The 24,857-nt window shown below is 55.7% G+C and carries 26 protein-coding genes; 5 read left to right on the forward strand and 21 right to left on the reverse strand.

Going from position 1 to position 24,857, the window contains the following annotated elements; all coding sequences use genetic code 11:
- Positions 1-9: 9 nt before the first annotated feature.
- From BN2591_RS15910 to BN2591_RS15955, 10 genes are all read right to left on the reverse strand, one after another.
- Positions 10-1,158, reverse strand: a complete 1,149-nt coding sequence (locus BN2591_RS15910) for a lactonase family protein (protein WP_086872943.1) — start codon at positions 1,156-1,158, stop codon at positions 10-12.
- Between the two features lie 57 nt (positions 1,159-1,215).
- A complete protein-coding gene (dagF, locus tag BN2591_RS15915) occupies positions 1,216-1,956 on the reverse strand; it encodes a 2-dehydro-3-deoxy-phosphogluconate aldolase (RefSeq protein ID WP_086872944.1) in 741 nt (246 codons plus the stop codon).
- Positions 1,953-3,071 (reverse strand): DgaE family pyridoxal phosphate-dependent ammonia lyase, encoded by a 1,119-nt coding sequence (locus BN2591_RS15920; RefSeq protein WP_086872945.1) that lies wholly within the window; start codon positions 3,069-3,071, stop codon positions 1,953-1,955. The genes dagF and BN2591_RS15920 overlap by 4 nt, the downstream gene beginning before the upstream one ends.
- Positions 3,055-4,188, reverse strand: a complete 1,134-nt coding sequence (locus tag BN2591_RS15925; protein ID WP_086872946.1) for an amidohydrolase/deacetylase family metallohydrolase — start codon at positions 4,186-4,188, stop codon at positions 3,055-3,057. Before BN2591_RS15925 ends, BN2591_RS15920 begins: the two co-directional genes overlap by 17 nt.
- A gap of 42 nt (positions 4,189-4,230) precedes the next feature.
- A complete protein-coding gene (locus BN2591_RS15930; RefSeq protein ID WP_020456290.1) occupies positions 4,231-4,872 on the reverse strand; it encodes a DUF4310 family protein in 642 nt (213 codons plus the stop codon).
- A gap of 9 nt (positions 4,873-4,881) precedes the next feature.
- Positions 4,882-5,658 carry a DUF4311 domain-containing protein gene (locus tag BN2591_RS15935; protein ID WP_017459108.1) on the reverse strand — a complete coding sequence of 259 codons (777 nt, stop codon included), beginning with the start codon at positions 5,656-5,658 and terminating at the stop codon, positions 4,882-4,884.
- A 51-nt stretch (positions 5,659-5,709) separates the two neighbouring features.
- Positions 5,710-6,006 (reverse strand): DUF4312 family protein, encoded by a 297-nt coding sequence (locus BN2591_RS15940; RefSeq protein ID WP_086872947.1) that lies wholly within the window; start codon positions 6,004-6,006, stop codon positions 5,710-5,712.
- A gap of 2 nt (positions 6,007-6,008) precedes the next feature.
- Positions 6,009-6,371: an SFCGS family glycine-rich protein gene (locus BN2591_RS15945; protein ID WP_020456288.1), complete on the reverse strand. Its 363-nt coding sequence runs from the start codon at positions 6,369-6,371 to the stop codon at positions 6,009-6,011.
- A gap of 10 nt (positions 6,372-6,381) precedes the next feature.
- Positions 6,382-6,717 (reverse strand): glycine dehydrogenase, encoded by a 336-nt coding sequence (locus tag BN2591_RS15950; RefSeq protein WP_086872948.1) that lies wholly within the window; start codon positions 6,715-6,717, stop codon positions 6,382-6,384.
- A gap of 250 nt (positions 6,718-6,967) precedes the next feature.
- On the reverse strand, positions 6,968-7,861 hold the full coding sequence (locus BN2591_RS15955; RefSeq protein WP_086872949.1) for a LysR substrate-binding domain-containing protein: 894 nt from the start codon (positions 7,859-7,861) through the stop codon (positions 6,968-6,970).
- 109 nt (positions 7,862-7,970) lie between these two features.
- Here BN2591_RS15955 and BN2591_RS15960 point away from each other — a divergent pair, with 109 nt between their 5' ends.
- Complete coding sequence (locus tag BN2591_RS15960) at positions 7,971-8,933, forward strand: zinc-binding dehydrogenase (protein ID WP_086872950.1); 963 nt, start codon at positions 7,971-7,973, stop codon at positions 8,931-8,933.
- Positions 8,934-9,477: 544 nt separating this feature from the next.
- Here the strand turns inward: BN2591_RS15960 and cybC are convergent.
- On the reverse strand, positions 9,478-9,864 hold the full coding sequence (gene cybC / locus BN2591_RS15965; RefSeq protein ID WP_020456284.1) for a cytochrome b562: 387 nt from the start codon (positions 9,862-9,864) through the stop codon (positions 9,478-9,480).
- Between the two features lie 55 nt (positions 9,865-9,919).
- A complete protein-coding gene (pmbA, locus tag BN2591_RS15970; protein WP_086872951.1) occupies positions 9,920-11,272 on the reverse strand; it encodes a metalloprotease PmbA in 1,353 nt (450 codons plus the stop codon).
- Positions 11,273-11,367: 95 nt separating this feature from the next.
- On the opposite strand from pmbA, the gene yjgA reads away from it, so the two are divergent.
- On the forward strand, positions 11,368-11,922 hold the full coding sequence (gene yjgA / locus BN2591_RS15975) for a ribosome biogenesis factor YjgA (protein ID WP_017459116.1): 555 nt from the start codon (positions 11,368-11,370) through the stop codon (positions 11,920-11,922).
- 302 nt (positions 11,923-12,224) lie between these two features.
- Positions 12,225-13,433, forward strand: coding sequence for an aldose 1-epimerase family protein (locus BN2591_RS15980; protein ID WP_086872952.1), 1,209 nt, complete (start codon positions 12,225-12,227; stop codon positions 13,431-13,433).
- A gap of 62 nt (positions 13,434-13,495) precedes the next feature.
- On the opposite strand, the gene mpl is transcribed toward BN2591_RS15980, so the two are convergent.
- Complete coding sequence (mpl, locus tag BN2591_RS15985; protein ID WP_086872953.1) at positions 13,496-14,878, reverse strand: UDP-N-acetylmuramate:L-alanyl-gamma-D-glutamyl-meso-diaminopimelate ligase; 1,383 nt, start codon at positions 14,876-14,878, stop codon at positions 13,496-13,498.
- 280 nt (positions 14,879-15,158) lie between these two features.
- On the opposite strand from mpl, the gene fbp reads away from it, so the two are divergent.
- Positions 15,159-16,157, forward strand: coding sequence for a class 1 fructose-bisphosphatase (fbp, locus tag BN2591_RS15990; RefSeq protein ID WP_086872954.1), 999 nt, complete (start codon positions 15,159-15,161; stop codon positions 16,155-16,157).
- 44 nt (positions 16,158-16,201) lie between these two features.
- On the opposite strand, the gene BN2591_RS15995 is transcribed toward fbp, so the two are convergent.
- The 6 genes from BN2591_RS15995 to ytfQ all read right to left on the reverse strand — a co-directional run bounded on the left by BN2591_RS15995 (position 16,202) and on the right by ytfQ (position 22,924).
- A complete protein-coding gene (locus BN2591_RS15995; RefSeq protein ID WP_086872955.1) occupies positions 16,202-16,699 on the reverse strand; it encodes a DUF2569 domain-containing protein in 498 nt (165 codons plus the stop codon).
- 14 nt (positions 16,700-16,713) lie between these two features.
- Positions 16,714-18,279, reverse strand: coding sequence for a methyl-accepting chemotaxis protein (locus BN2591_RS16000; RefSeq protein ID WP_086872956.1), 1,566 nt, complete (start codon positions 18,277-18,279; stop codon positions 16,714-16,716).
- 110 nt (positions 18,280-18,389) lie between these two features.
- Positions 18,390-19,388, reverse strand: coding sequence for a galactofuranose ABC transporter, permease protein YjfF (gene yjfF / locus BN2591_RS16005; protein ID WP_017459122.1), 999 nt, complete (start codon positions 19,386-19,388; stop codon positions 18,390-18,392).
- Positions 19,375-20,400, reverse strand: coding sequence for a galactofuranose ABC transporter, ATP-binding protein YtfT (gene ytfT / locus BN2591_RS16010; protein WP_162494956.1), 1,026 nt, complete (start codon positions 20,398-20,400; stop codon positions 19,375-19,377). Before ytfT ends, yjfF begins: the two co-directional genes overlap by 14 nt.
- 10 nt (positions 20,401-20,410) lie before the next feature.
- Positions 20,411-21,913: a galactofuranose ABC transporter, ATP-binding protein YtfR gene (gene ytfR, locus BN2591_RS16015; protein WP_086872958.1), complete on the reverse strand. Its 1,503-nt coding sequence runs from the start codon at positions 21,911-21,913 to the stop codon at positions 20,411-20,413.
- 54 nt (positions 21,914-21,967) lie between these two features.
- A complete protein-coding gene (gene ytfQ / locus BN2591_RS16020) occupies positions 21,968-22,924 on the reverse strand; it encodes a galactofuranose ABC transporter substrate-binding protein YtfQ (protein WP_086872959.1) in 957 nt (318 codons plus the stop codon).
- A 400-nt stretch (positions 22,925-23,324) separates the two neighbouring features.
- On the opposite strand from ytfQ, the gene ppa reads away from it, so the two are divergent.
- Positions 23,325-23,855, forward strand: a complete 531-nt coding sequence (ppa, locus tag BN2591_RS16030; protein ID WP_020456272.1) for an inorganic diphosphatase — start codon at positions 23,325-23,327, stop codon at positions 23,853-23,855.
- A 137-nt stretch (positions 23,856-23,992) separates the two neighbouring features.
- Here the strand turns inward: ppa and BN2591_RS16035 are convergent, their stop codons facing one another.
- The gene (locus tag BN2591_RS16035) at positions 23,993-24,445 is read right to left on the reverse strand and encodes a hypothetical protein (protein WP_086872961.1); all 453 of its coding nucleotides are present in this window, start codon (positions 24,443-24,445) and stop codon (positions 23,993-23,995) included.
- A gap of 61 nt (positions 24,446-24,506) precedes the next feature.
- Positions 24,507-24,857 (reverse strand): gamma-glutamylcyclotransferase family protein, encoded by a 351-nt coding sequence (locus tag BN2591_RS16040; protein WP_086872962.1) that lies wholly within the window; start codon positions 24,855-24,857, stop codon positions 24,507-24,509.

A 24,857-nucleotide genomic window follows, 5' to 3' on the forward strand; every position in this document is an offset into this window, starting at 1 on the left:
CTCTCCAGCTTAAGGGTGAGAAGAAATAACCATCTGGGATGGGCTGCCTACCGGCGTATAGTCCGGCTCAAAATGCAGTTTTCCGTCGCGTTCCACGCGAAAACGGGTGATGTTATCGCTGCGCTGGTTCATTACGTATAGCCAGCGACCATTGTCCGCCAGCGTCAACGTGCGCGGGTAATCGCCGCGCGTCCAGACATCGTCCTGATGGGTTAGCGACCCATCGGCTTTCACCGTAAAGTGCGCGATGCTGTTATGCAACCGGTTGGCGACATACAGCTGTTTGCCGTCACCGCTTAATACCAGCCCGGCGGCAAAACTGGTGCCTTTATACGCTTTCGGTAGCGCCGAAACGGTTTTCCCCGGCTGCAACGTGCCGGTGGTTTTGTTCAGCGCATAGTGCGTGAGCGTCGAGGCTTCTTCATTGATCAGCCACAGGCCGTCGCCCTGCGGTGTGAACACAAAGTGGCGCGGCCCGGCACCGGGTGAAGAGGCGCTAATAAAGGGTGGATCATTCGGCGTTAACGCGCCTGTTTTGCCATCAAACTTATACTGATAAATGCGATCCAGACCCAGATCGGTAGAAAAGACAAACTTCCCGCTCGGATCGGCGGCGATCATATGCGCATGCGGGCCATTGTGATCGCTAATCGCAAAACTGCCTTCCACCGCCGCAGCCGGTTTCGCCGCGCCCGGCTCGCCCTGATCCTGACGCGTATCCACCGCCTCACCGAGGCTACCATCCGCTTTCACCGGCAGCACGGCAATCGATCCGCTAACGTAATTCGCCACCAGCAAGAAACGTCCCTCCGGCGCCAGCGACAGATAAACCGGCCCGGCACCGCCGGACGCCACCTGGTTCAGCACGCTCAACTCGCCGTTATCGCCAATATGCAGCGCCTGCACCGCGCCCTTTTCCACCTCGCTGGCGAGATAGAGCGTTTTACCATCCCGTGCAACCGTCAGCTGTGCCGCATTCGGCAACGGGCTGACCAGCGTTTTATTGCCCAGCGCCCCGGATTGCGGGTCAACGGTAAAACGGTACAGCCCTTCGCCATTCGGGTTGTAGGTGCCCACCCAGGCGTATTGCGTTTGTGCCATGGCGCTCGTCGCCAGCAGAGAAAGTGAAACGGTAAGCAGATGACGAGCGGTAAGCATGAGAGCTCCTTACGTGACGAGGGGAGTTTCCCCTCCCTTATCGGGAGGGGAGGTCGTTTACTTCACCAACGTTTTGGTCATATCCAGCAACTGGCGAACATCCGCCGGGCGCGTGTCGCCACTCGCCTTATCAATGATTGAACTGTAAATATGCGGGATCACTTTACGAACGCCCGCATCCAGCGCGATTTGCAGGATTTCACTGAAGTTTTCGAGATCGATTCCACCGGTCGGCTCCAGCCAGAAATCATGCCGCGCACAGGCTTGCGCCACGGCGATGAATTCGTCGCGGCATTTCAGCCCGCCCATCGGGAAATATTTAATGGAGCTGCCGCCCATGTCTTTTAGCAGCGCAATGGCGGTTTCCACCGGCACAATGCCGTCTGGCGCCTGGCTGCTCAGCGGCCCGGTGGAGATTTTTACCATCCCCGGCGTGCCGGTTGGCGAGACCAGACCGTTAACCACCGTGTCGTTCTGTCCGAGCAGGGCGCGACTGGTTGCTACGCCGGTGAACACCTGATTAACGTGCTGCGGTTGTACTTCACGGGAGATGGCGCTGACCATTGCCGACTGGTTCGGATCGCCCGCGCCGAGGCCAACGGAAAGCGCATTATCAATACGCGCCGCATAGTCGCGCATATCCGCGACGGCAGTAGCGACATCCGGGTAGTTTTTCGACAGCACGCCCACCAGCACATGGCCTTCTGCGGCCTCGTAAATCGCGCTGGCGTTCTCTTTGCTGCCCGCCAGCACGTTCAGACATACGCGGTCGCGGTAAAAATTTGGCGTCAGTTTCATACGTTGGATCCCTTATTCAGTTCTTCGGCGATGCGGCGATAAATGATCGTCAGTTGATCGGCGGTGACGCTGCGCACATCGGCTTCGATAATCCCTTCATTGGCTTTATAACCACGGAAGTAAATGGCGTATTCACCCTGTTTCAGGGCGCTGACCAGCTCGCCAGTGGCGATCCCGGTGACGGCTTCATCAAATTTGATTTCGGTGCGGGCAATATCGCGCCCGGCGCTGTCCCACACCACGCGTGCGCTCACGCCTTTCAGCGTGTTTAGCTGGTCGATAAACGGCGTCATTTTGGCGACCATCTCCGCCCCGCTCTCTTTACTGGCTGAAAGATAGTGTTCAATGGCGCAGGTCAGACCGAGAATGCCCTCTTTGCCCACTTTCATCGCCCGGCCAATGCCCGCCGTCTGGCGTTTTACCCACTCTACATACTGCGTTTTGCCGATCACCAGCCCGCTGGTTGGCCCTTCGATCGCTTTTGCGCCGCTGTAGATGACCAAATCGGCGCCGGCGCGGTAGTAGCACTGCAAATCCTCTTCTGCCGCCGCATCAACAATCAGCGGCAGGTTGTGCTTGCGCGCCACCACAGCCGCTTGTTCCACGCTGAGCATGCTTTTCTGTACGCAGTGATGAGATTTGATAAAGAGGATCGCCGCCGTGCGCGGCGAGATTGCCGCCGCCAGTTGATCGGCAGAGCATTCGTTGGCGTAACCGGCTTCCACCACTTTGCCGCCGCCCAGCGCCACCATGGTGCCAACCGGCGCGCCAAAGTTAACGTTATGTCCGCGCGGCAGCACGATTTCGTTGTTCTCAATCGGCGTGCTGTGCAGGTTTTCCAGCAGCCAGTCGCTGTCACGTACCAGCACAGCGGCGACGGACTGGGCAATCCCGGCCGACGCGCACGACACCACGGTCGCGCCTTCAACTTCCAGCAGTTTCGCAATGTATTCGCCGGTTTTATTCACCAGGTCTTTCATTTCGAAGTAGTGATTCATGCCGCTGACTACGGCGTCGACCACTTCCGGGCGTGGCGTGGAAACGCCGAGCGCCGTCATGCGCCCGGAGGCGTTAATTACCTGTTTCAACTGGTACTTATCATAAATCGAAGGCATGTGCGGCACTCCCTTGTTCGGTCATATAGCCCTTGCCTGCACGAATGGCGGCAAGCGGCGTGAGGATATGTTCGGCCTGTAACGTCTCGTTTTCCGCATCGGTGAACAGTACCGGCTGGCGTTTCAGGTCGAAAATGGTCAGGTCAGCGTCAAAACCCACGGCAAGACGCCCTTTATGCTTCAGGCGCAGACCATCGGCAGCGTGGTCGGTCACACAGGCGATAACCTGTGGCAGCGACATACCAATGGCGAGGAATTTGGACATCACATTCGCCAGCGAGCGCACCGGGCCATCGATGCGGTTGCGGCAGTAAATGTCGGAACTGATGGTCTGCGGCAAAATTCCTAGCGCGATAGCTTGCTGTGCCACCGCAAAGCTGAAACTGGCGCTGCCGTGTCCAACATCAAGGCGCACACCGCGCGCAATCGCGCGAGTCACGGAAGCTCGCAGCTCGCCAGTTGGCGTCAGAATGCGGTTTGGCTTGCCGTTATAGCAGTGGGTAATGATGTCGCCGGAAGTCAGCAGATCGGCGATTTCATCGAGATTGGGCGGGTTGTTGCCAATATGCACCATCAACGGCAAATCGCCGTTTTCTTGCTGGATGACTTTGGCGCGTTGCAGCGGCGTGATGCCGTTATCGCCGACGACGCTACTGCTCATGCGCGCCTTCAGGCCGACAATAAAATCCGGGTGGCGTGTTATGGCATCGCGCGCGGCGTGGGCGTCGATATGAGTCAGGTTCGCCAGCTCGTTTTGCGCAATCAGCCCGACGCGGGAAATATTCAGCAGCGCGTAAACGTCCGTCGTCGCCGTGCGGGTAATAGCATAGAAATCATCAATGTCATCCGCGCCGGTGCTTCCGGCGTCAATCACTGTGGTGACGCCGGTCTGAATGCCGACGCTATCGGGCTCATCGTGATAGATGGGCGAGTTGGGATAGCAGTGGACATGGGAGTCGATCCACCCGGCGCTGACATAGTGTTCGCCGTGTAAATCCACGATTTTTGCCGCCGGGCCGTCGATATCGCCAAGCGCCGCGATTTTGCCCGCCGCGATGGCGATATCCGTCACCGTGTCGTCTACCAGACGCGCCCGGCGCAGGAGTAAATCAAACATGCGAATCTCCAGGAGTAACGGGCGCCGCAGCGCCCGTGGGTGTCAGAGGGCTACCGGGAAAATGGAGCCCAGCAGCATCGCACCGAGGATCGCGCCCCCGGTGATCGGCTTCTGCCAGAGGTAAAACAGCAGCGCGCCAATCAATGAACCAATGCCAATCGGAATGGAAGCAGTCATCGCGCTGAGGATAATCAACGGGCCAAGGAAGCGGCCGGAGGCGTTACCCGCGCCCATCATCACGTCTGCGCCGTAGGTGGAGTCGCTCTGGTTGATGGTGAACTTACGCGCCAGGATAATCAGGTAGCCAATCGCCAGACCAATGATCAAACCGGTTGCCAGCGAAGCCACAAAGTTCGCCACCGGGAAGACAAAGCCTGCGCCGAGCAGCAGCGCCGGCACGCCAAGCCCCACCCCGGTCTGGATAGCACCACCGATATCCAGGATCCCGACCAGCGAGCCTTCGATAATGCGGGCGAACAGGAAGCTCGCGCCAAACGCCGCTACCGCGCCATAAACCCCGGTATCCATGCCGGAGCGCAGCATTGAAACAAACGCCACTTCGTTAAACGCGCCAATACCGTACAGGTAGTACATGTGTGTCCCGGCGAACACGCCGGAAGAGAGCAGGCCGACAAAAATCGGGAATGACCAGTCGGCGTACCAAAAGCCTTTATTCTGTTCCATCTCGGTTCCTTATTTGCCGCTGAGCGAGTTGTGGATAAGCGACAGCCAGTCCGGCGCGCTCAGGTGGAAGGACTCGATCATTTTCAGATCGAAGCCACGGAAGAAGGCGCTCAGAACAAACAGCGCGACAATCGCCGTCATCATCACTTTGGTGACGCGGTTCCAGCCGCTCTCTTCCACACCTTTACCAATCAGAATGCCCAGTACCAGACCCGGTACGGCGTTACCCATAATCAGCTGCGCCGCGCCGCCAAAGACGGTCGCCCAGAAGCCGGATTTCTTGCCCGCATCAATCGCCGCCAGCCAGAAAATCACCGGCATCACGGTGTTGACCAGCAGGTTCGCGGCCGGAACCAGCACTTTCACCGCCGTCACCTGCAACGCCGCCGGAACGGAGGAAGCGGTCAGGTTGAGGAAGGTGACGACCACCATGCCGATAAGCCCACAGGCGATAGCCATCTTTTTCGGATCATGCAGGGTTTCGCCCACGTTGCGGTTTTTCACCATCAACGCAGCAGCACCCCAGTTCGGAATAATGCGGTGGTCAACGTCCTGCGTGAACGACCCTGCCGCAACGGACGACGCCCAGGCGTTAAAGAAGAAACCCAGACCAAACGAGAAGTGCGAAGCCGGGTCCCCTTCGCAGGAGTTCAGTTCGCCCAGTGTACGAAATGCGCCCATCCCTTGCGTGGTCGGCGCATGGAACATGCGTGCAGCCCCTGCGCCCACACCGACGCCCACCAGGCCGCCGATAATGAGCGATTTTATTAGTATGATTAAGAACATCAGTCTGCCCTCTTCTACCCTGTGATACTGGCTCACGGGGTATGCGGTGAGTTATTTCGTGACGAAATCCACTTTATCGAGATTGATGGCGGTCACGTTGACGGTGACGTCCAGCTCCACGCTGTACGTGCGTCTTATCCGACGCAGAAAGAGGAACAAAAACGCCTCTTTGCGCGTCGTTTCCTGCGCCTGAACAACCTGCACGTCCTGTGGCTCAATGCGCAGTAAAATGTGCGGCGACGCTTTCATCACCGCGGCCTGAACATGGTTCAGCGCATCGGCGAAGGCGCGCGCTTTCGCATCGCCCTTGCCGTTTACCCTGACCGTGGTGGTGAACTGTTCTTTCATGGTTATGCGCCGTATTTTTTCTGCCACGCCTGCACCAGACGCTCGCCTAACTCTTCTTTGTCCATAAAGCCAAAGCCCAGCACGTTGCAGCCTTCGTTAATCGCCGTCACGCCCTCTTCCACAGAACGCATACCGTATTTCGCTTTGTAGCCATGCTTGTTCTGCGCGGTGATAGCGCCCGCGCCGCCGCTGCCGCAAAAGGAGATGCCAAAGGTGGCGTTTTCCGCTTTCATGACGTCGCCAAGCTTCATATCCGCCGCCACGCCCGGCACGACCACCGCGCGGCCGCCCGCTTTTTCTACACCTGCCGCCACTTTCTGGCCTTTACCCAGGCGGTCGCCAATCACTACGGTAATCTGTTCCATTTTTCGCTCCTTAAAGGTTGTCTTTCGCCACTTCGAAGTGCACCGACAGCAGCCAGGCTTCTTCATCCGGAAGGTTGCCAAAGGCCGCCACAACGTCGCGGGCAAGGCTCATGGATTCCGCCGAGATCTCGTCGAACAAGCTGGCGTCCACTTCCGGCAGCGGTTCGCCGGTCACCGACCGGTGCGCCATCGCGCGGACATGAGAAGTCAGCATCTGTTGCTGCACCGCGTTCGGCGTAATGTTCTGAGAACTGAGTAAGGCATACACCTGCTTCAGCATGCGTTCAGCGAGGGTTGCCGTTTGCGCAGCCTGCTCCGCGTCGTTTATTACCGCTCCGTTATTCACTCGTCGTACCCCGTTAATGACTTCGGAATAAAACTAACGTTGCAGGTTAAGAGTTTGTAGCGAGGAGTTTTCCACTTCGAAGTGGAAACGAGGAAGGCTTTAGTGATCTGCGCCTCAAAATGAGGCCGTTCAGGGATTTTTCACTGTATAGCGGTCACAATTTTGACCTAAAGAGGCGGAAAAACGGCTGCCCCAAAGCACAAAAAAACGGCGGGCGGGAGGGGAAAAGTGTGAGGTGAATAAGGTTTACTTATTCCTGCCCGCTGTTCAGCGCCCGCAACAGATAATCCGTGAATGACGACACCAGCGGCAATAACGGCCTGCCGGGTAAATGTAATAAGTGCATCGGGCGCGGCGGCGGCAAATAGCCCGGCAGCACGGAACACAGGCGGCCTGCATCGATATCCCGCTGCAACATGATGTCGGCGTGCTGCACAATCCCCAGCCCGGCCAGCGCCGCCTGGCGAATCGCTTCGCCGGAATCCACCATCAGCCGCGGCGTAATCGGCACCTCGTGCTTACCGTCCGGCCCGTCCAGTTGCCAGCTGTGATCGGATCGCCACTGGCTAAAACTGATGCAGTGGTGCTGTTTCAACTCTTCTGGGGTTTCGGGCGTGCCGTGGCGAGCCAGATAGTCTGGCGATGCGGCGAGGATCATCTGGTACGGCGCCAGCGGAATGGCAATCATCCCCTCGTCGTTGATAGCGCCGACGCGAACAGCGAGCTGGAAACGCTCCTCAATCAGCGAGACTTTGCGATCGCTAAGCACCATTTCCGCATCCACGCCGGGATATTGTTGTAAAAAACGCGACAAGATAGGGGTTAAAACATGGTTGCCCCAGGCCACCGGCGCGCTGATGCGCAGCAGGCCCGAGACATTTTCATAAAGATGATTGGCTAACCCGTCCGCTTCGCGAACGGTGGCGAGGATTTGCAGGCCATACTGGTAAAAACGCTGACCGGCTTCGGTTAGCCCCTGGCGGCGCGTGGTGCGGTGTAGCAGCTTGCAACCGGTGCGACGCTCCAGTTCACGCACATGTTTACCGACCATCGCCGGGGTGATGCCTAACGAGTCGGCGGCGGCGGTAAAACTGCCGAACTTGATGGTGCTGACAAACGACTCAACGCATTTGAGATAATCCATTTTCCACCCGCATTCTAAACCCACAGTATCAAATGAAGATAACAACGCCCCATTTATCTGCAACAGAACGCGGGAAATAATAGCGCCATTATCGTTTGTTGGATGTTGAATTATGCAATCGCTGGTGTTCAATGAGTTTGGCGCATCGGATGTGCTCTTCATGCGCAATCACCCGACGCCGCAGCCCGGCGCAGGTGAGTTGCTGGTTGAGGTGTCTGCCGCCGGGCTGAATTTTGCAGATATTTATCGCCGCCAGGGACGTTACCCACTGGCAGGAAGCGCCCCCTGGGTTGCCGGGTATGAAGGTGCCGGCCAGGTGATTGCTGTGGGGAGCGGGGTAAGCGGCTGGCAGCCGGGCGATCGCGTGGGCTTTGCCGATGTGCCGCTGGCGCACGCCAGCCATATTGTGGTGCCGCAGGAACATGCTATTCGCCTGCCTGACTGGCTTTCTGAAGCGCAGGCGGCGTCGATTCTGTTGCAAGGCTTAACCGCAGATTATCTGTTGCATGACGTGTTGCCGGTGGTACCCGGCATGCGTGTCGCCGTGCTGGCCGCCGCTGGCGGCGTGGGCAACCTGCTGACGCAAATGCTGGTACACCGGGGGGTGCAGGTGTTCGCCGTGGCCTCAAACCAGACCAAGCAGCACCTCTGTCTGCGTAACGGCGCGGATGCCGCCGCCGATTACGACTCATGGCCTGAGCAGGTTCACGCCTGGCATACAGCGGGTTGTGACATCGTGTTTGATTCGGTTGGCAGCACGCTATTACAAAGCCTGGAGAGCCTGAAAGAGGGCGGGCGCGTGGTGCTGTTCGGTATGTCCGGCGGCACGATCCCCACGCCGGATCCGGCGCAGTTTTTGCTGCGTTCCACCGGCGTTATCGGTGCCGATTTGTGGACTTACCTGACCTCGCAGCAAGAGCGGCAGCGCCGCGCAGATCGCCTGTTCGCGCTGTTAAAAGAGGGACATATTAAATTGCCGGAGGTGACATCTTTTCCACTCTACCGGGGGAAAGAGGCGCATGACTTGCTGGAAAACAGAAGGTTTAGCGGGAAAGTGATTTTGATCCCCTGACCTTGCTCGTTTTTTAAAATGAAACAGCACCAGGGAAGCCCATAATAAAAAAGCATTCACCAACTAACAGGTGAAATGCCAGGTAAGTAAGCGTTGTTATTTAAGATATGTGGAATTGTTCCGTTCATTAATAGAACGGTTTTCTGAATAGACGTCCGTATCGTGAACGGGATAAGGGGGACACCGCGTCCCCCTTATCAATCCCCGCGGCCCCGCGAGAAATTGGTGCTACGCACTACGCTCGCCTCCCGAGTGTCTGTCTTCGGTCGGCTCGACTCGAGATTACTCGTCCCATCCCTGGGACTCGCCCCTTCGGGGCCAGCGCAAGCGCTGTTCAAAATGGCTCCTGGCAATTTTGTCGTGTCTCGTTTCGCCTCTGGTCGCCATCCCTGGCGCCCAGACCTTGCCATTCACTCTTCAGTTCGCCAATTTCAGCGGGGACTCAACCCCTTCGCTTCAACATTAAAACCTTAAACAGCAGATGCATCGCTATAAAAAAATGGCCGCAACGTTGCGGTTGCGGCCATTTCAAATCTATTGCTGATTAACGGTATTTCTTGTGATAGGTGTTGCGGGTATCAATGAACCCTTTGGCGGCGTCCTGCGCCTCTTTCACTTTGCCTTCGTTAGCCAGTTTCAGCGCGCCGTCAATCTGCCCGACCAGCACATCAAAGCCGTGACGATAATCTTTCATCTCCGCGCTATCTGCCGCTTTACCTTCCAGTTTCGGCGGCGTCGCTTTTTGTGCATCCAGCGCAGCGGTACGCATTTTGGTTAATGCATCTTTCATCTCGCCAGCGTCGCTGGTTTTCTGCACCACTTTCAGATTGTCATTCAGGGTGCCCATATCATCTTCAAGATCGGCGGCGAACACCGACGATCCAACAAATAACGATGACACAGCAAGGATCGCTAACAGGTTTTTACGCATTGCTCACTTCCTTTTTATTATTCACGCTAAAGGCGCAACGCCGTGCGCCACGGAGTTATTGTCCGGCGATTTTCATCTCCGGGAGTAACACTGAACCACACTGAATATTGCTGCGGTGTTCGATATCGTCACCAACGGTAACGATATTACGCCACATCTCTTTCAAATTTCCTGCAATGGTAATTTCGCTCACCGGGTACTGGATTTCACCATTTTCTACCCAAAAACCGGACGCACCGCGCGAATAATCACCGGTAATACCGCTCACGCCCTGCCCCATCAGCTCAGTGACCACAAGGCCGGTGCCCATCTCTTTGAGCATTTGCTCAAAGCTCAAACCGCGCCCGGCAATGCGCCAGTTATGGATACCGCCCGCATGTCCGGTGCTTTTCAGCCCCAATTTGCGCGCGGAATAATTGGTCAGCAGCCACTGCATCAGCACGCCATCTTTCACGATATCGCGGCGTTCGGTGCGCACGCCTTCGCTGTCGAACGGTGAAGAGGCCAGCCCTTTAAGCAGGTGCGGATGTTCTTCGATAGTCAGCCATTCCGGCAGGATCTGCTTGCCGAGATAGTCCAGCAGGAAGGTCGATTTGCGGTAGACAGAGCCGCCGGCAATCGCCCCCACCAGGTGGCCAAACAGGCCGGTCGCTACTTCGTGACCGAAAATGACTGGCGCTTTCATGGTCGGCAGCTTGCGCGGCGACAGGCGGGACAAGGTGCGACGCGCGCACTCTTCGCCCACCCACTCCGGCGTTTGCAGTTCGTTGATATCACGGCTGATGGTGTACGCGTAATCGCGCTCCATGTCGCCATTCTCTTCGGCGATCACGCAGCTTGAGAGCGAGTGGCGCGTGGAGCAGTAGCTTTGCAGCATGCCGTGGCTGTTGCCGAAGACTTTAATGCCGTAGTGGCTGTTAAAGCTGCCGCCTTCGGTATTATTAATGCGTTTATCCGCTTTCAGCGCCGCCTGCTCGGCGCGCGCGGCCCATTCGATGGCTTCATCCGGCGTCACTTCCGCCGGGTGGAACAGGTCAAGATCGGGTGCCTCAAACGCCAGCAGCTCTTTATCTGCCACGCCCGCGTAAGGATCCGGCGAAGTGTAACGCGCGATATCGAGCGCCGCCTGCACGGTGCGGGCAATCGCGTCCGGGCTGAGATCGGTTGACGAGGCGCTGCCTTTACGGTTCTGGTGATAAACGGTGATCCCAAGCGCACCATCGCTGTTAAATTCGACATTCTCCACTTCGCCGTAGCGCGTGCTCACGCCGATCCCGGTGGTTTTGCTAACAGCCACTTCCGCACCGTCCGCTTTTCCGGCGGCTAATTCCAGCGCTGTGGAAACCGCCTCTTCCAGCGTTTTGCGTTGTTGTGCAACTTGTGTGATTACTTTCATTGCCAATGCCATAATTAAGGGAGAGATTCTTTGAAGTCTAACAGAGAACCGTTTTTCAGTGCGCGCCTTAACTGGTAACATTAGCCTCTTTTTTTAAGGAGCCTGAGATGACAAAGCAGCCCGACGACTGGCTCGACGACGTGCCCGGTGATGATATTGAAGACGAAGATGATGAGATCATCTGGGTCAGTAAGAGTGAAATTAAGCGCGATGCTGAAGAGTTAAAGCAGCTCGGCGCCGAAATGGTGGATCTTGGCAAAAACGCGCTGGATAAGCTCCCGCTCGACCAGGATCTGCGCGACGCCATTGAGCTGGCGCAGCGCATTAAGAAAGAGGGTCGCCGCCGTCAGTTGCAGTTGATCGGTAAAATGCTGCGTCAGCGCGATGTCGATCCGATTCGCCAGGCGCTGGATAAGCTGAAAAACCGCCACAACCAGCAAGTGGCCTTTTTCCACAAGCTGGAGCAGATCCGCGATCGCCTAATTGAAGAGGGTGATGATGCAGTGCCGGAGGTGCTGAACCTGTGGCCAGACGCTGACCGCCAGCAGTTACGCTCGCTTATCCGCAACGCGAAGAAAGAGAAAGAAGGCAACAAACCGCCGAAATCCGCGCGTTTAATCTTCCAGTATTTGCGTGAACTGGCTGAAACCAGCGAGCAATAACCTTTCTGCATAATCCCTCTCCTGCGGGAGAGGGCTTTTCCCGCTTCCCTTTTCCTGTTTCATTTATTTCCTTCTGAACACAATCAAATTTAGCTGAATCGTTAAAGCTAAAAACATCCAACTTCACATATTTACGGTGCATATCGCTTTCATTTCATAGATAAATGCGATCAATACCCGCTATTGACGTTCTCATTACCGCTCATTTTCACCAAATGAAACGGATCACATTTTCTCCACCGCGCAAAACGTAGATTTCAGCCGTGGTGCAAATAATCGATTCAGCCAAAAAGGACGAAATGATGAAAAAAACAGTAATGCTTTCCGTGCTTGCCCTGCTTGTTTCTGGTCAGGTAGCGGCAAAAACCTGGGTGCTGACAAGTGCTGAAGGCGGCGTTGAGCAGGGAAACTGGCGGATCAGCAGCGATCAGCTGAACATCAAAGATCAGCAGTTCAGCATTGAGCAGGTGGTGCTGCACGGTGGGAAACAAGAGGGCAGCAAAGTCATCAAAATCAGCAGCAAAAATGGCCTGACTATCGCGCTGAGCCCAACTCGCGGAATGAACCTGCTCTATGCCGATGGTTTTGGCGTGCATATGGGCTGGAGTTCACCGGTAAAAGAGGTCGTTAACCCGGCATTCATCAATCTGGAAAGCCGCAATGGCTTAGGCTGGCTGGAAGGTTTCAACGAGATGGTAGTGCGCTGCGGCTATGAATGGACCGGCCATCCGGTCACGGCGGACGGGCAGATTTACACCCTGCACGGCAAAGTGGGTAACACGCCCGCGTCACAGGTTTCCGTCGATGTTAGCGAAACCGCACCCTATGAAATTCGCATTCGCGGATTAGTTAAAGAGAGCACCTTCAAAAAAGCGGATCTGCAAACGGAAATGGAGCTGCGCTACATTCCGGGCAGCAACAGTTTCAGCCTGCATGACGTGCTGACCAACCACGCGGATTACCCGCATGATTACCAAATTATCTACCACAGCAACTTCAGCAAACCGATCCTTGAACAGGGCGCGCGCTTTATTACGCCGTATGAAACGGTCAGCCCGTTCAATGATTACGCCAAAAAAGGGCTGAAAGAGTGGCAAACCTACGCCGGGCCAACCAAAGGCTTCGACGAAATGGTGTTCAATATCAAGCCGCTGGCTGACGCCAGTAAACAGACCGTCGCGGCATTGCTGAACAAGGCAGGAGATAAAGGCGTGTCGATTAGCTACAACACCGAACAGTTGCCGGTACTGACACTGTGGAAAAATACCGACACGGAAAAACAGGGCTACGTCACCGGTATCGAACCGGGCACCAGCTACGCCTATCCGGTGACGATTGAACGCGAACAAAAACGCGTGAAGCAGTTGCAACCGGGCCAGAGCACCCGCTTCGATTTAACCTATACGCTGCTGCACAACAGCAGCCAGGTGGCTGAAGTAGAGAAACGCGTGCAGGCGATTCAGGGCAGCAAAACTCCGCAGTCGATTGCAACGCCGATGGCGAAAGAGTAACGCGCAGGCACAAAAAAACCGCGCCGGTTTGCAGGCGCGGTTTTTTATTTTGCTACGTACAATCAGGCGTTTTCAGCAGCAAGCTGCGCTTTTTTCGCCAGTCCGTCGAGCAGTTTCTGATGGATACCACCAAAACCGCCGTTGCTCATCACCAGAATGTGATCGCCCGGCTGCGCGCTTTTGACAATCATATCCGCCAGCGTATCCACATCCGCACTCCAGTATGCAGGCTGTACGCAGGCATCAGCCACTTCTGCCACCTGCCACGGAATATGCGGCGGCTGCAGCAAGTACACTTCGTCAGCACGTCCCAGCGACGGAGCCAGATCGTCTTTGCAGATACCCATTTTCATGGTGTTCGAGCGAGGCTCAAGCACGGCGATAATTTTCGCGGTGCCGCCCACTTTCCCGCGCAGCGCCGCGAGGGTTGCCAGAATTGCCGTCGGGTGATGGGCAAAATCGTCATACACTGTCACGCCGTTGGCTTCACCACGCAGTTCCAGACGACGGCGCGCGTTGATAAACGAGTCCAGCGCCTTCGCCGCATCTGCCGGGGCGACGCCAACATGACGCGCCGCGGCAATCGCCATCAGGCCATTGTGCATGTTGTGTTCGCCCACTAAGCCCCAGTTAACCTGGCCGACGCATTCGTTATCCAGCCACACTTCCCAACTGGAGGCGTCAGTGTTCAGTTTTTTCGCCTGCCAGTGACCCTGCTCGCCCACCAGCTCCTGCTCGCTCCAGCAGCCCATCGCCATCGTCTGTTTCAGGTTGATGTCGTTTTCCGGCCAGATAATTTTCCCCTGCCCCGGCACGATGCGCACCAGGTGGTGGAACTGTTTCTGAATCGCTTTCAGGTCGTCGAAAATATCCGCATGGTCAAACTCAAGGTTATTGAGTACCAGCGTGCGTGGGCAGTAATGAACGAATTTGGAACGTTTGTCGAAGAAGGCGCAGTCATATTCATCGGCTTCAATCACGAAGAACGGGCTCTCGCCCAGGCGCGCCGAAACATCAAAATTGCCCGGTACGCCGCCAATCACAAACCCCGGTTTGTAACCGCAGGCTTCCAGAATCCAGGTCGCCATGCCAGCGGTAGTCGTTTTACCGTGCGTACCGGCAATGGCGACAACCCAGCGGTCGCGCAGCACAAAGTCATGCAGCCATTGCGGGCCAGACATAAACGGAATGTTCTTTTCCAGCACGGCTTCCACACAGGGATTACCGCGCTTCATCACATTGCCGATGATGACCAAATCTGGCGCCGGATCGAGCTGGCTTGCGTCGTAGCCTTCAATCAGTTCAATCCCTTGATTCTCAAGCAGCGTGCTCATCGGCGGATAGACACTGTCGTCCGAGCCCGTTACCTGGTGTCCCAGCGAGCGCGCCAGCATTGCCAGCCCGCCCATGAAAGTGCCACAAATCCCCAAAATATGAATGCGCATACGTCATTATCCTTTCTTAAACTGGCGCACATTTTACTCATATGTTTCACCGCAGAGAAATGCATTTCAGGATAATCCGTATGTTGCTGGCGCGATTCACCTGTGCGCGGACTTTTGAATGTTTGTTAGTATTGTTGCATGACCTTCGCGTTTTCGTTTGCGAAAGCTCTGGCTGTTACGGTGCCAGCTGTTTACTATCCGGAACTTGCTGTGAGCAGCAACCTGAAAACCACAGGCTACAATCGCTTTACTCCATCATGAAAAATGCAGGGAAAGTGTTATGAAAACGTTAGGTGAATTTATTGTCGAAAAGCAGCATGAGTTCTCGCATGCAACGGGTGAACTGACTGCTTTGCTGTCGGCGATAAAACTGGGCGCCAAGATCATTCATCGTGATATCAACAAGGCCGGTCTGGTCGATATCCTGGGTGCAAGCGGTGCTGAAAACGTACAGGGCGAGGTGCAGCAAAAACTCGATCTGTTCGCGAACGAAAAACTGAAAGCCGCACTCCGCGCCCGCGATATCGTGGCTGGGATCGCCTCTGAAGAAGAAGATGAGATCGTCGTTTTCGAAGGCTGCGAACACGCGAAATATGTGGTGCTGATGGATCCTCTGGATGGTTCATCCAACATCGACGTTAACGTCTCCGTCGGGACAATTTTCTCCATCTATCGCCGTGTCACGCCAGTCGGCACGCCGGTCACCATGGAAGACTTCCTGCAACCGGGCAACAAGCAAGTCGCCGCGGGTTATGTGGTTTACGGTTCGTCCACCATGCTGGTTTACACCACCGGCTGCGGCGTACACGCCTTCACGTACGATCCGTCACTTGGCGTATTCTGCCTGTGCCAGGAGCGTATGCGCTTCCCGGAGCGTGGCAACACGTACTCCATCAACGAAGGCAACTACATCAAATTCCCGCAGGGCGTGAAGAAATACCTCAAATTCTGCCAGGAAGAAGATAAATCGACCAACCGCCCATACACCACGCGCTATATCGGCTCGCTGGTGGCGGATTTCCACCGTAACCTGCTGAAAGGCGGGATCTACCTCTACCCAAGCACCGCCAGCCACCCGGAAGGGAAGCTGCGCCTGCTGTACGAATGCAACCCGATGGCGTTCCTCGCAGAACAAGCGGGCGGCAAAGCCAGCGACGGTAAAAACCGTATTCTGGATATCCAGCCGGAAAGCCTGCATCAGCGCCGTCCATTCTTTGTCGGCAACGAACACATGGTGGATGACGTAGAACGTTATATGCGTGAGTTCCCGGACGCCTAATCGGCCGGGTAGAACGAGAAAGCGCCACGATTGTGGCGCTTTTTTTAGCGCACGAACGTGCGTTTGACGCGCACGGACACCAGGAAATAGGGGATCCAAATCGCCGCGCTTACCGCGTTACGCAGCAACGGCTTAACGTTATCGTAGACGTAAGGCAGATTCATAAGCTGATGCGCCAGCACTAAATCCACCCCGTAAAACGCGAGCCAGAGCAGCAGAAAACCAATGAAAAAACGCGGAAGCTGACGCTTTTTGCGAAAGAAAAGGCTCGAAACGAACAGCGTGTAGGCAAACATCGCCACAAAGAAAACCAGTTCGAAAATAAGCAGCCCTTTCTGCCCGCCGACGAACGCGCCGTCGTTCTCCATCAGGGCTTTGACGGTGGTGTTGATCGACACCACAATCGTCAGCAGCGACAGCACCAGCGAAATAGCGGGTACAAACAGCCAGCCGCGAATTTTTTTAAACTCGCGCGCTTCACACTCCGCGCAGAAATCACTCTCTTTCAGCGCTTCCTTATCGCATTGAATACAGGTTCCCATGGTGTTGCCTTTCGTTATCCCTGCGTCTGTAAACGGAATGAAGCCATAGCCTGCAACAATTCGCGCGACTGCTCTTCCAGCGAACGGGTTGCGGCAGAAGATTGCTGCACCAGCGCCGCGTTTTGCTGCGCCGTTTCATCCATCTGGCTGACGGCGATATTCACCTGCTCAATGCCGCGGCTCTGCTCCTGCGACGCATTGGCGATTTCGCGCATCAATTTGGTCATTCGCAACACTTCTTCGGCGATTTCGTCCATCGTTTCCCCGGCCTGCATCGCCAGCTCGCTGCCTTCTGAGACCTGCGCCTGAGAGCTGCTGATCAGCGCCCGGATCTCTTTCGCCGATTCGGCGCTGCGGCTGGCGAGGTTACGGACTTCACCGGCAACCACAGCAAAACCGCGCCCCTGTTCACCCGCACGCGCGGCTTCAACGGCGGCGTTGAGCGCCAGGATATTGGTCTGGAAAGCAATGGCGTCAATCACGCTAAGAATGTCGGCGATACGATCGGAGCTGGCCGAGATATCACGCATTTTTTCAATAACATAGCAGACCATTTCACTGCCGCGATCGGCAGTATCGGAAACCGTCTTCGCCAGTTTGTGCGCCTGCTCGGCGTTGTCGGCGTTCAGTTTCACCGTGGCAGTGATCTGCTCCATGCTGGCTGCGGTTTGCTCCAGCGATGTGGCGGTCGATTCAGTACGCTGCGACAAATCGATGTTGCCCGCCGCTAACTCACGGCTGCCGGTATCAATTTGCGAACTGGCATCACGCACGCGGGTGACTGAACCCACCAGCGACTGGCGCATCTCTTCGATAGCCGCATTCAGCCGGTTAAACTCTTTACTGCTGACGTCGGTTTTCAGGTAGGTCAAATCCCCTGCCGCCACCTGTTCCAGCTGCTGAATAGACGTATCCAGCGGCTTCAGCAGTAAATGGCGCAACGCCAGCCAGGCCAGCACAATGATCCCGGCCACCAGCAACGCCACCACCAGAATCAGCAGCATAACGCCGTTTTTACTGCTCTGAACGGCGCTCACTTCCGCTTTGCCGCGTACTTCGCCCCACTTCTGGAAGGCCTGCATGTCGTTATCAAACTGGCGGGAGATAGGGATCAGTTTGTTTTCCAGCAGGTCGTAATAGGCATCGGCGCTCTGTTGGTTGAGCGCATCCTGCATCGGTTTAATGCCCTGATTGACATAGTCGCCGTAGCTTTTCGCTAACGCCGCCAATAGCGCGGAGCCCTGCTCATCATCCACGCCCGCCTTAATCACGCCGGTCAGCGCGCTTTCGCCGCGATCAATTTCGCCATTGATCATTTTCACCGATTTGGCGGCATCATCCAGCAAACCGACTTCCATCATGCGAACGGCCTGGCCCGCTTCATTACGCGCACGCAGGATCAGCGTGTAGCCATCGCTCAGGCGCGCCATTTTTTCGCCTTGTAGCTGGCTAATGCGTTCCAGCGAAGAGGAGCTTTTATTCAGTGCATAAATGCCAATACCGCTGACCAGCAGCAGCAGAAGCGTCATAACAGCCAACAAAGAAAGTAAACCAGTACGGATCGAAAGCGTTTTAAGCATGATGTGAATCCCGGTAGCAGCGATACTTTTTGGCGTAAATTAAGCCGATTCGTCAGTTATCGACCGCTACCGGAATTACTTTAGGGAAAAATAGTCATTTCAATATGTTATTACTTTGTTGCCGTTGTGCTAACGCGCGTAACAGGTGAGCTTTGGCGGTTCTCCCACAACACCGTTAAGCCACGTTGCAACGCGATAAAAATAAACAACAGTATGCCGATGGCAATCTTGGTCCACCATGAACTGAGCGTACCATCAAAGTTAATGTAGGTCTGGATAAGCCCCTGAATACCCACGCCAAACAGCGTGCCGAGCACGGTGCCGACGCCACCGCTAAGCAGCGTACCGCCAATCACCACCGAGGCGATAGCATCCAGTTCAACCCCCACGCCCGCCAGCGCGTAACCGGCCTGGGTATAAATGGAGAAGACAATCCCCGCCAGTGTCGCAAGGCCAGTGGAGAGCATATAGATACGAATGGTGGTACTGCGTGTTGAGATGCCCATCAGGTTCGCGGAAGTGGCATTACCGCCAATCGCGTAGACTTCGTTGCCAAAACGGGTGCGGTGCGCAAGGAAAATCCCGATCACCACCACGAACAGCATCAGCAGCCCCATCGCACTCAAACGCCCACCGCCGGGGATCATCCATGCCATGCTGGAGAGTGAATCATAAATCGGGTGATTAATCGGAATCGACTCTTCCGACAGCAGGTAACTGACGCCGCGCAGGAAAAACATCCCCGCCAGGGTGATGATAAACGCCGGGATTTTTAACGCGTCGATCAAAAGCCCCATAAACGCGCCAAACGCGGTGCCCATCAGCAAAATCAACGGGAACGCCAGCAGCGGCGAGATGCCCCAGTCGCCAATGGCTTTCGCCAGAAAAACACCGGTAAAGGCAATCACCGAACCAACGGATAAATCAATACCGCCAGAGAGGATCACGAAGGTCATACCAACGGCGATAATCCCCAGGAAAGCGTTATCCGTCAGGATGTTGCAAATCACGCGCGTCGAGGCGAAACCGGGAAACTGCGTCAGGCAGTAGAGGTAGCCGAGCACAAACACGCCCAGCGTTATCATTAGCGGTAAATTACGTTTTATCATGACCGCGAGCTCCTTTAATCAGCGCGATAAAGCGCGGCGACTGAACAATCAGTACGCACATCACCACCACCGCTTTCACCACCTGGTTGAGTTCCGGCTGGAAACCGGAGAGCAAAATGCCGGTATTCATGCCCTGAATAATCAGCGCCCCTACGACCGACAGCACCAGGTTGAAGCGCCCACCCATCAGCGAACCGCCACCGATAACCACCGCCAGAATCGCGTCCAGTTCCAGCCATAGCCCGGCGTTGTTGGCATCCGCACCGCGAATGTCCGCCGCGACAATCACCCCGGCTATCGCCGCGCACACGCCGCTCAGCACGTAAGTCAGCATTACCACAACGCGGGTATTCACCCCTGCGTTTTTCGCCGCGCGAATATTGATGCCGACCGCTTCAATGAACATGCCGAGGGCGGTTTTACGGGTGAACAGCCAGAACAGCACCAGCGTAACCAGCGCGATAATCACCGGCGTGGGAAACAGCAGCAGCGAACCGCTGCCCAGCCATGCCAGCGACGGGGCGTTAAAGGTGACAATCTGCCCGGAGGTGATCAACTGCGCGACCCCGCGCCCGGCGACCATCAAAATCAGCGTGGCAACAAACGGCTGGATCTTCAAAATCGCCACCAGAATGCCGTTCCACAACCCGGCCAGCACACCGGTGCCAATCGCCGCCAGCAGTACCACCGTCAGGCTGTGTCCGGCGACCGTTAACGACGCCGCCGTCGCGCCGGCAATCGCCATTACCGCCCCGACCGACAGATCAATGCCGCCGGTGGCAATCACCAGCGTCATTCCAATGGCCAGCAGCGCCACCGGCGCGGCGCGGTTAAGAATGTCTATCGGGCTACCGAACAGGCGACCATCCTGTAACACCACCTGATAAAAATGCGGTGCAACCAGGCTATCCACCACCAACACCAGCAGTAGCGCTATCAACTGCGGCGTTCCGGTCGGCCAGTTAAAACGGCGCTTTGGCGGCGTCGTTTGGCCAAGTGATTGAGGCATCACACTTTACTCCTTACGCCGCAATGGCATTCATGATCGCCGGAACGGACAACTCAGCGAGCGGGATCTCCGCCACCTGTTTACGATCGCGCATGATAATCACCCGATCCGCATAGCCCACCAGCTCTTCCAGTTCGGACGAAATAACCAGCAGCGCGAGCCCATCGGCACAGAGGGTTTCGATCAGGCGAATGATCTCCGCATGCGCCCCCACATCGATACCGCGCGTCGGCTCGTCGAGGATCAAAAATTGCGGGCGCGTCAGCAGCCAGCGCGACAGCAGCACTTTCTGTTGGTTGCCGCCGGAAAGAAACTCAATCGGCTGCTCGGCACTCGGTGTGCGAATGCCAAGCTGGCGAATAAAACGCTCGGCAATCGCGTTCTGCTCTTTGCGTGGGATAGGCCGCAGCCAGCCGCGCTGTGCCTGCAACGCCAGCACGATGTTTTCCCGCACCGACGCGGCGGCGATAATGCCGTCGGTTTTCCGGTCTTCCGGGCAAAAACCGATGCCCAGACACGAGGCCTGATGCGGCGAGCGTAAAGATTGTGTTTTGCCTTTGATGGTGGCGCTGCCGCTGTCGGCGGGTTTGATACCAAAAATTACTTCGGCGGTTTCCGTGCGACCGGAGCCTAACAGCCCCGCCAGCCCAACGATTTCGCCGGGACGAACTTCCAGATCGAACGGCGCGATAACCCCTTTTTTGCCGTAACCATTGAACGCCGCGACCGGTTTTTCGCTCAGCAATGTACGTCCGGCGCGTTGCAGCGCGTTACTTTCCAGCTCACGGCCAAGCATCATTTTGACCAGCTCGATTTGCGGCAACTCGCAGGTCGGTTTGCAACCGACAAAGCCGCCGTTGCGCAGCACCGTGATACGGTCGCTCACTTCATACACTTGATCGAGAAAGTGGGTGACGAAGATCAGGCTGACGCCCTGATCGCGCAACTGACGCATCAGGGTAAACAGCATCTCCACTTCCTGGGTATCGAGGCTGGCGGTGGGTTCATCAAGAATCAGCACTTTGGCGGAGAGATCGATAGCGCGGCAAATTGCCACAATCTGCTGCATCGCTACCGAATAGCGGTTGAGCGGCTCGCGAACATCAAGCGAAAAACCGTAGGACTCCATTAACGCCGTCGCGCGTTTTTCCATCTCTTTACGGCGCAAGAAACCAAAACGCCGGGGTTCGCGGCCAATAAATAAGTTATCCGCCACCGACATATTCGGCAGCAGGTTGACTTCCTGGTATACCGTCCCGATGCCGAGCTGCTGGGCGTGGGCGGTATTTTTCGGATTGATTTGCTGGCCTTCCAGCCAGATAGCGCCTTTATCGGCGTGGTAAACGCCGGTTAACGCTTTAATCAGCGTCGATTTTCCGGCGCCGTTCTCCCCGAGCAGGGCCATGATTTCGCCGCGGCGCAGGCTGAAATCCACGTTATCGAGCGCTTTTACGCCGGGAAAAAATTTACTTAAGCCTTCAGTACGCAGGATTTCCTGGTGTGCTTCCGCGTTCATTGTTGACCCCTCACACATTTACCCTCTCCCCATCGGGGAGAAGGTTTTTGCGACTCAGTAACCCATGTTTTTCTTTTTCTCTAACTCCTCTTTCGCCGTATCCGGCAGATAGAGCGTCGATTTGGTAATGGTCAACTTCGGCGGCAGCGTGCCATCTTTTTTGAATTTTTCCAGCGCGTCGAACGCCGGGCCAGCCATGTTTGGCGTCAGTTCGACGCTGGCATTGGCTTCGCCGTCGATCATCGCTTTGTAGATATCCGGCACGCCGTCGATGGAGCCGGTCAGAATGTCTTTGCCCGGTTTCAGACCCGCTTCTTTGATGGCCTGAATCGCGCCGATCGCCATATCATCGTTGTGGGCGTAAACCATGCAGATGTTTTTGCCGTTGTTTTCCGCCTTGATGAAGCTCTCCATCACCTCTTTACCTTTACTGCGGGTAAAGTCGCCAGACTGAGAACGGATAATCTTGATGTTGGACGCTTTGGAAATGGCTTCAGCAAACCCTTTCTTACGATCGATTGCCACGCTCGCACCCACGGTGCCTTGCAGCTCCACGACGTTACACGGTTTGCCATCAACGGTTTTCACCAGCCAGTCACCAATCAGCTTACCTTCCAGAATGTTGTCGGCGGTAACGGTGGTCATATAGAGCGATTTGTCTTTGACATCGATGGAGCGGTCGAGCAAGAACACCGGGATTTTGGCGTCTTTCGCTTCTTTCAACACCGGTTCCCAGCCTGTCGCTACCACCGGCGCGATAAAGATGGCATCAACGCCCTGGGCGATGAACGAACGTACCGCTTTGATTTGGTTTTCCTGTTTCTGCTGGGCGTCAGCAATCTTCAGCGTAATGCCGCGCTTGCTGGCTTCGCTTTTCGCGACGTTGGTTTCAGCGGCTCGCCAGCCGGATTCAGATCCAACCTGCGAAAATCCCACGGTTAACGGGGCGGCCATCGCCATAGACGACATGGCTGCCGAAACTGCTGTGACAAGAAGTAAGCGCTTCCACATAAGAGCATCCTCGTAGGGTTATTGTTGGCTACAACTTCACCTGCGGGAAAACTATAGACAATCGGAGATGTAACAGAATGCGTTACATCACAAATCGGAAAAGTGAATGAATTGTTGTTGACCAGTTGCGATCTGGCGCGCGAAAAGCGCGGTTTTAATTCACCTCATTTATCCATTGAAATTGCAGAAATTTACTGCGTACGGATGAGAATGAAATTTCGCTGTAATCGCTTACACAAAATTATTGATGATGCTGCTATGGTTATGGATAAAACGGTCAAAAATGGGTGTCAGAAAGCGTCTGAAAAAGTGTGAGGTGGTTAAAACAGCCCAAGACATTCACCGCCAGTTGGCTATAATACCCGGCACTTGTTTGCCACACATTTTAAAGGAAACAAACATGAGCTTACTGAACGTCCCGGCGGGTAAAGATCTGCCAGAAGATATCTACGTTGTTATCGAAATTCCGGCTAACGCTGACCCGATCAAATACGAAGTCGACAAAGAGAGCGGCGCGCTGTTCGTTGACCGTTTCATGTCCACCGCGATGTTCTATCCGTGCAACTACGGCTACATCAACCACACCCTCTCTCTGGATGGTGACCCGGTTGACGTGCTGGTGCCGACGCCGTACCCGCTGCAGCCTGGTTCTGTGATCCGCTGCCGTCCGGTTGGCGTGCTGAAAATGACCGACGAGTCTGGCGAAGATGCCAAACTGGTTGCCGTACCGCACACCAAACTGAGCAAAGAGTACGATCACATTAAAGATGTGAACGACCTGCCGGAACTGCTGAAAGCACAGATCACGCACTTCTTCGAGCACTACAAAGATCTCGAAAAAGGCAAATGGGTGAAAGTGGACGGCTGGGACAACGCTGAAGCGGCGAAAGCTGAAATCGTTGCCTCTTTCGAGCGCGCTGCGAAGAAGTAATCCGCGCTATCTGAAAAAAGCCCTGGTGCGCGTGATGCTACCGGGGCTTTTTTTCGCCCTGGCTTTGTGGGCTTTCGGTTTCAGCTCCAGGCAACGAAATGGCAGAGATCGGATATGCGCAGCGCACGCTGGCACGCTTACTCTGGCCGGGCTTTATACCGCCAGACAGAGAACGCCAGCACAATAACCGTGCTCAGTACCCGCTCCGGGTGGAAATAGTCGTGAGTAACATTTACGCCAACGCCTTGCGGTATTTGCGGCGCCAGCAGAAATTTATGTCCGGCGACAAACAGGCTAAACAGCGCCACGTTACCCAGCGCGATCCCCAGGCTTCTTGCCACAATCCTCTGCGCTGAAAAGCGCTGCCGGGCATTTTGTCGCAACAGCAAAACCAGTATCAGCAAGCCAGAAAAAGCGAATAGCAGGCCATTAATCAGCGTCGCCAGCAGGGTGGCGGAAACAGAGGTCGTTACCAGCTCGGCATGTCCCCAGAAAAAGTGGAGAAAAGGGTAATAAGTGAGGTAGCCAAAACTAAAGAGCCCCGCCAGCAGCAGCGCTGCGGCAAATACCCAGGCTGTCTTACGTAACATGCTTCTCGTCCTCACTCTGGAAAAGAAAAACCGCGCCAGCGGCGCGGTTCTCTAAGCGTGATTACTTCTGGTACTGCTCGCGATCGAGCCAGTTACCGCTCTCGATCAAGGTTTTTCCCTCAACCGAACGCTGGTAAACATACATCCAGGCGCTGCCATAAGGCGTCTGGATCAACTGGCGTTTGTACTCGCCGCCCGCGGTGCGCAGCGCGTCCAGCTCACCGAGCGTTGCTGCGTCGATGCGATAGACTTCGCCCTTGACGCTTCCTTCACCGGGTACTGCGCCCGGATAGTGCCCCAGACTGTACAGCTGATGATTTTCGACACAAAAGTCCCCCAGCCACTGAGCATTGGTCATCCAGTGGCTGTTGCCCTGCTTGCGTCGTAAACTGCCGTAGACAAATATTCGCAT

Origin of the sequence: Kosakonia pseudosacchari (genome assembly GCF_900184035.1) — a bacterium.
Classification (GTDB): domain Bacteria; phylum Pseudomonadota; class Gammaproteobacteria; order Enterobacterales; family Enterobacteriaceae; genus Kosakonia; species Kosakonia pseudosacchari.

Coding starts and splice junctions, on each gene's coding strand:
- BN2591_RS15910 (WP_086872943.1), bottom strand. CDS start 1,158: ATGCTTACCGCTCGTCATCTGCTTACCGTTTCACTTTCTCTGCTGGCG.
- dagF (WP_086872944.1), bottom strand. CDS start 1,956: ATGAAACTGACGCCAAATTTTTACCGCGACCGCGTATGTCTGAACGTG.
- BN2591_RS15920 (WP_086872945.1), bottom strand. CDS start 3,071: ATGCCTTCGATTTATGATAAGTACCAGTTGAAACAGGTAATTAACGCC.
- BN2591_RS15925 (WP_086872946.1), bottom strand. CDS start 4,188: ATGTTTGATTTACTCCTGCGCCGGGCGCGTCTGGTAGACGACACGGTG.
- BN2591_RS15930 (WP_020456290.1), bottom strand. CDS start 4,872: ATGGAACAGAATAAAGGCTTTTGGTACGCCGACTGGTCATTCCCGATT.
- BN2591_RS15935 (WP_017459108.1), bottom strand. CDS start 5,658: ATGTTCTTAATCATACTAATAAAATCGCTCATTATCGGCGGCCTGGTG.
- BN2591_RS15940 (WP_086872947.1), bottom strand. CDS start 6,006: ATGAAAGAACAGTTCACCACCACGGTCAGGGTAAACGGCAAGGGCGAT.
- BN2591_RS15945 (WP_020456288.1), bottom strand. CDS start 6,371: ATGGAACAGATTACCGTAGTGATTGGCGACCGCCTGGGTAAAGGCCAG.
- BN2591_RS15955 (WP_086872949.1), bottom strand. CDS start 7,861: ATGGATTATCTCAAATGCGTTGAGTCGTTTGTCAGCACCATCAAGTTC.
- cybC (WP_020456284.1), bottom strand. CDS start 9,864: ATGCGTAAAAACCTGTTAGCGATCCTTGCTGTGTCATCGTTATTTGTT.
- pmbA (WP_086872951.1), bottom strand. CDS start 11,272: ATGGCATTGGCAATGAAAGTAATCACACAAGTTGCACAACAACGCAAA.
- yjgA (WP_017459116.1), top strand. CDS start 11,368: ATGACAAAGCAGCCCGACGACTGGCTCGACGACGTGCCCGGTGATGAT.
- BN2591_RS15980 (WP_086872952.1), top strand. CDS start 12,225: ATGAAAAAAACAGTAATGCTTTCCGTGCTTGCCCTGCTTGTTTCTGGT.
- mpl (WP_086872953.1), bottom strand. CDS start 14,878: ATGCGCATTCATATTTTGGGGATTTGTGGCACTTTCATGGGCGGGCTG.
- fbp (WP_086872954.1), top strand. CDS start 15,159: ATGAAAACGTTAGGTGAATTTATTGTCGAAAAGCAGCATGAGTTCTCG.
- BN2591_RS15995 (WP_086872955.1), bottom strand. CDS start 16,699: ATGGGAACCTGTATTCAATGCGATAAGGAAGCGCTGAAAGAGAGTGAT.
- BN2591_RS16000 (WP_086872956.1), bottom strand. CDS start 18,279: ATGCTTAAAACGCTTTCGATCCGTACTGGTTTACTTTCTTTGTTGGCT.
- yjfF (WP_017459122.1), bottom strand. CDS start 19,388: ATGATAAAACGTAATTTACCGCTAATGATAACGCTGGGCGTGTTTGTG.
- ytfR (WP_086872958.1), bottom strand. CDS start 21,913: ATGAACGCGGAAGCACACCAGGAAATCCTGCGTACTGAAGGCTTAAGT.
- ytfQ (WP_086872959.1), bottom strand. CDS start 22,924: ATGTGGAAGCGCTTACTTCTTGTCACAGCAGTTTCGGCAGCCATGTCG.
- ppa (WP_020456272.1), top strand. CDS start 23,325: ATGAGCTTACTGAACGTCCCGGCGGGTAAAGATCTGCCAGAAGATATC.
- BN2591_RS16035 (WP_086872961.1), bottom strand. CDS start 24,445: ATGTTACGTAAGACAGCCTGGGTATTTGCCGCAGCGCTGCTGCTGGCG.
- BN2591_RS16040 (WP_086872962.1), bottom strand. CDS start 24,857: ATGCGAATATTTGTCTACGGCAGTTTACGACGCAAGCAGGGCAACAGC.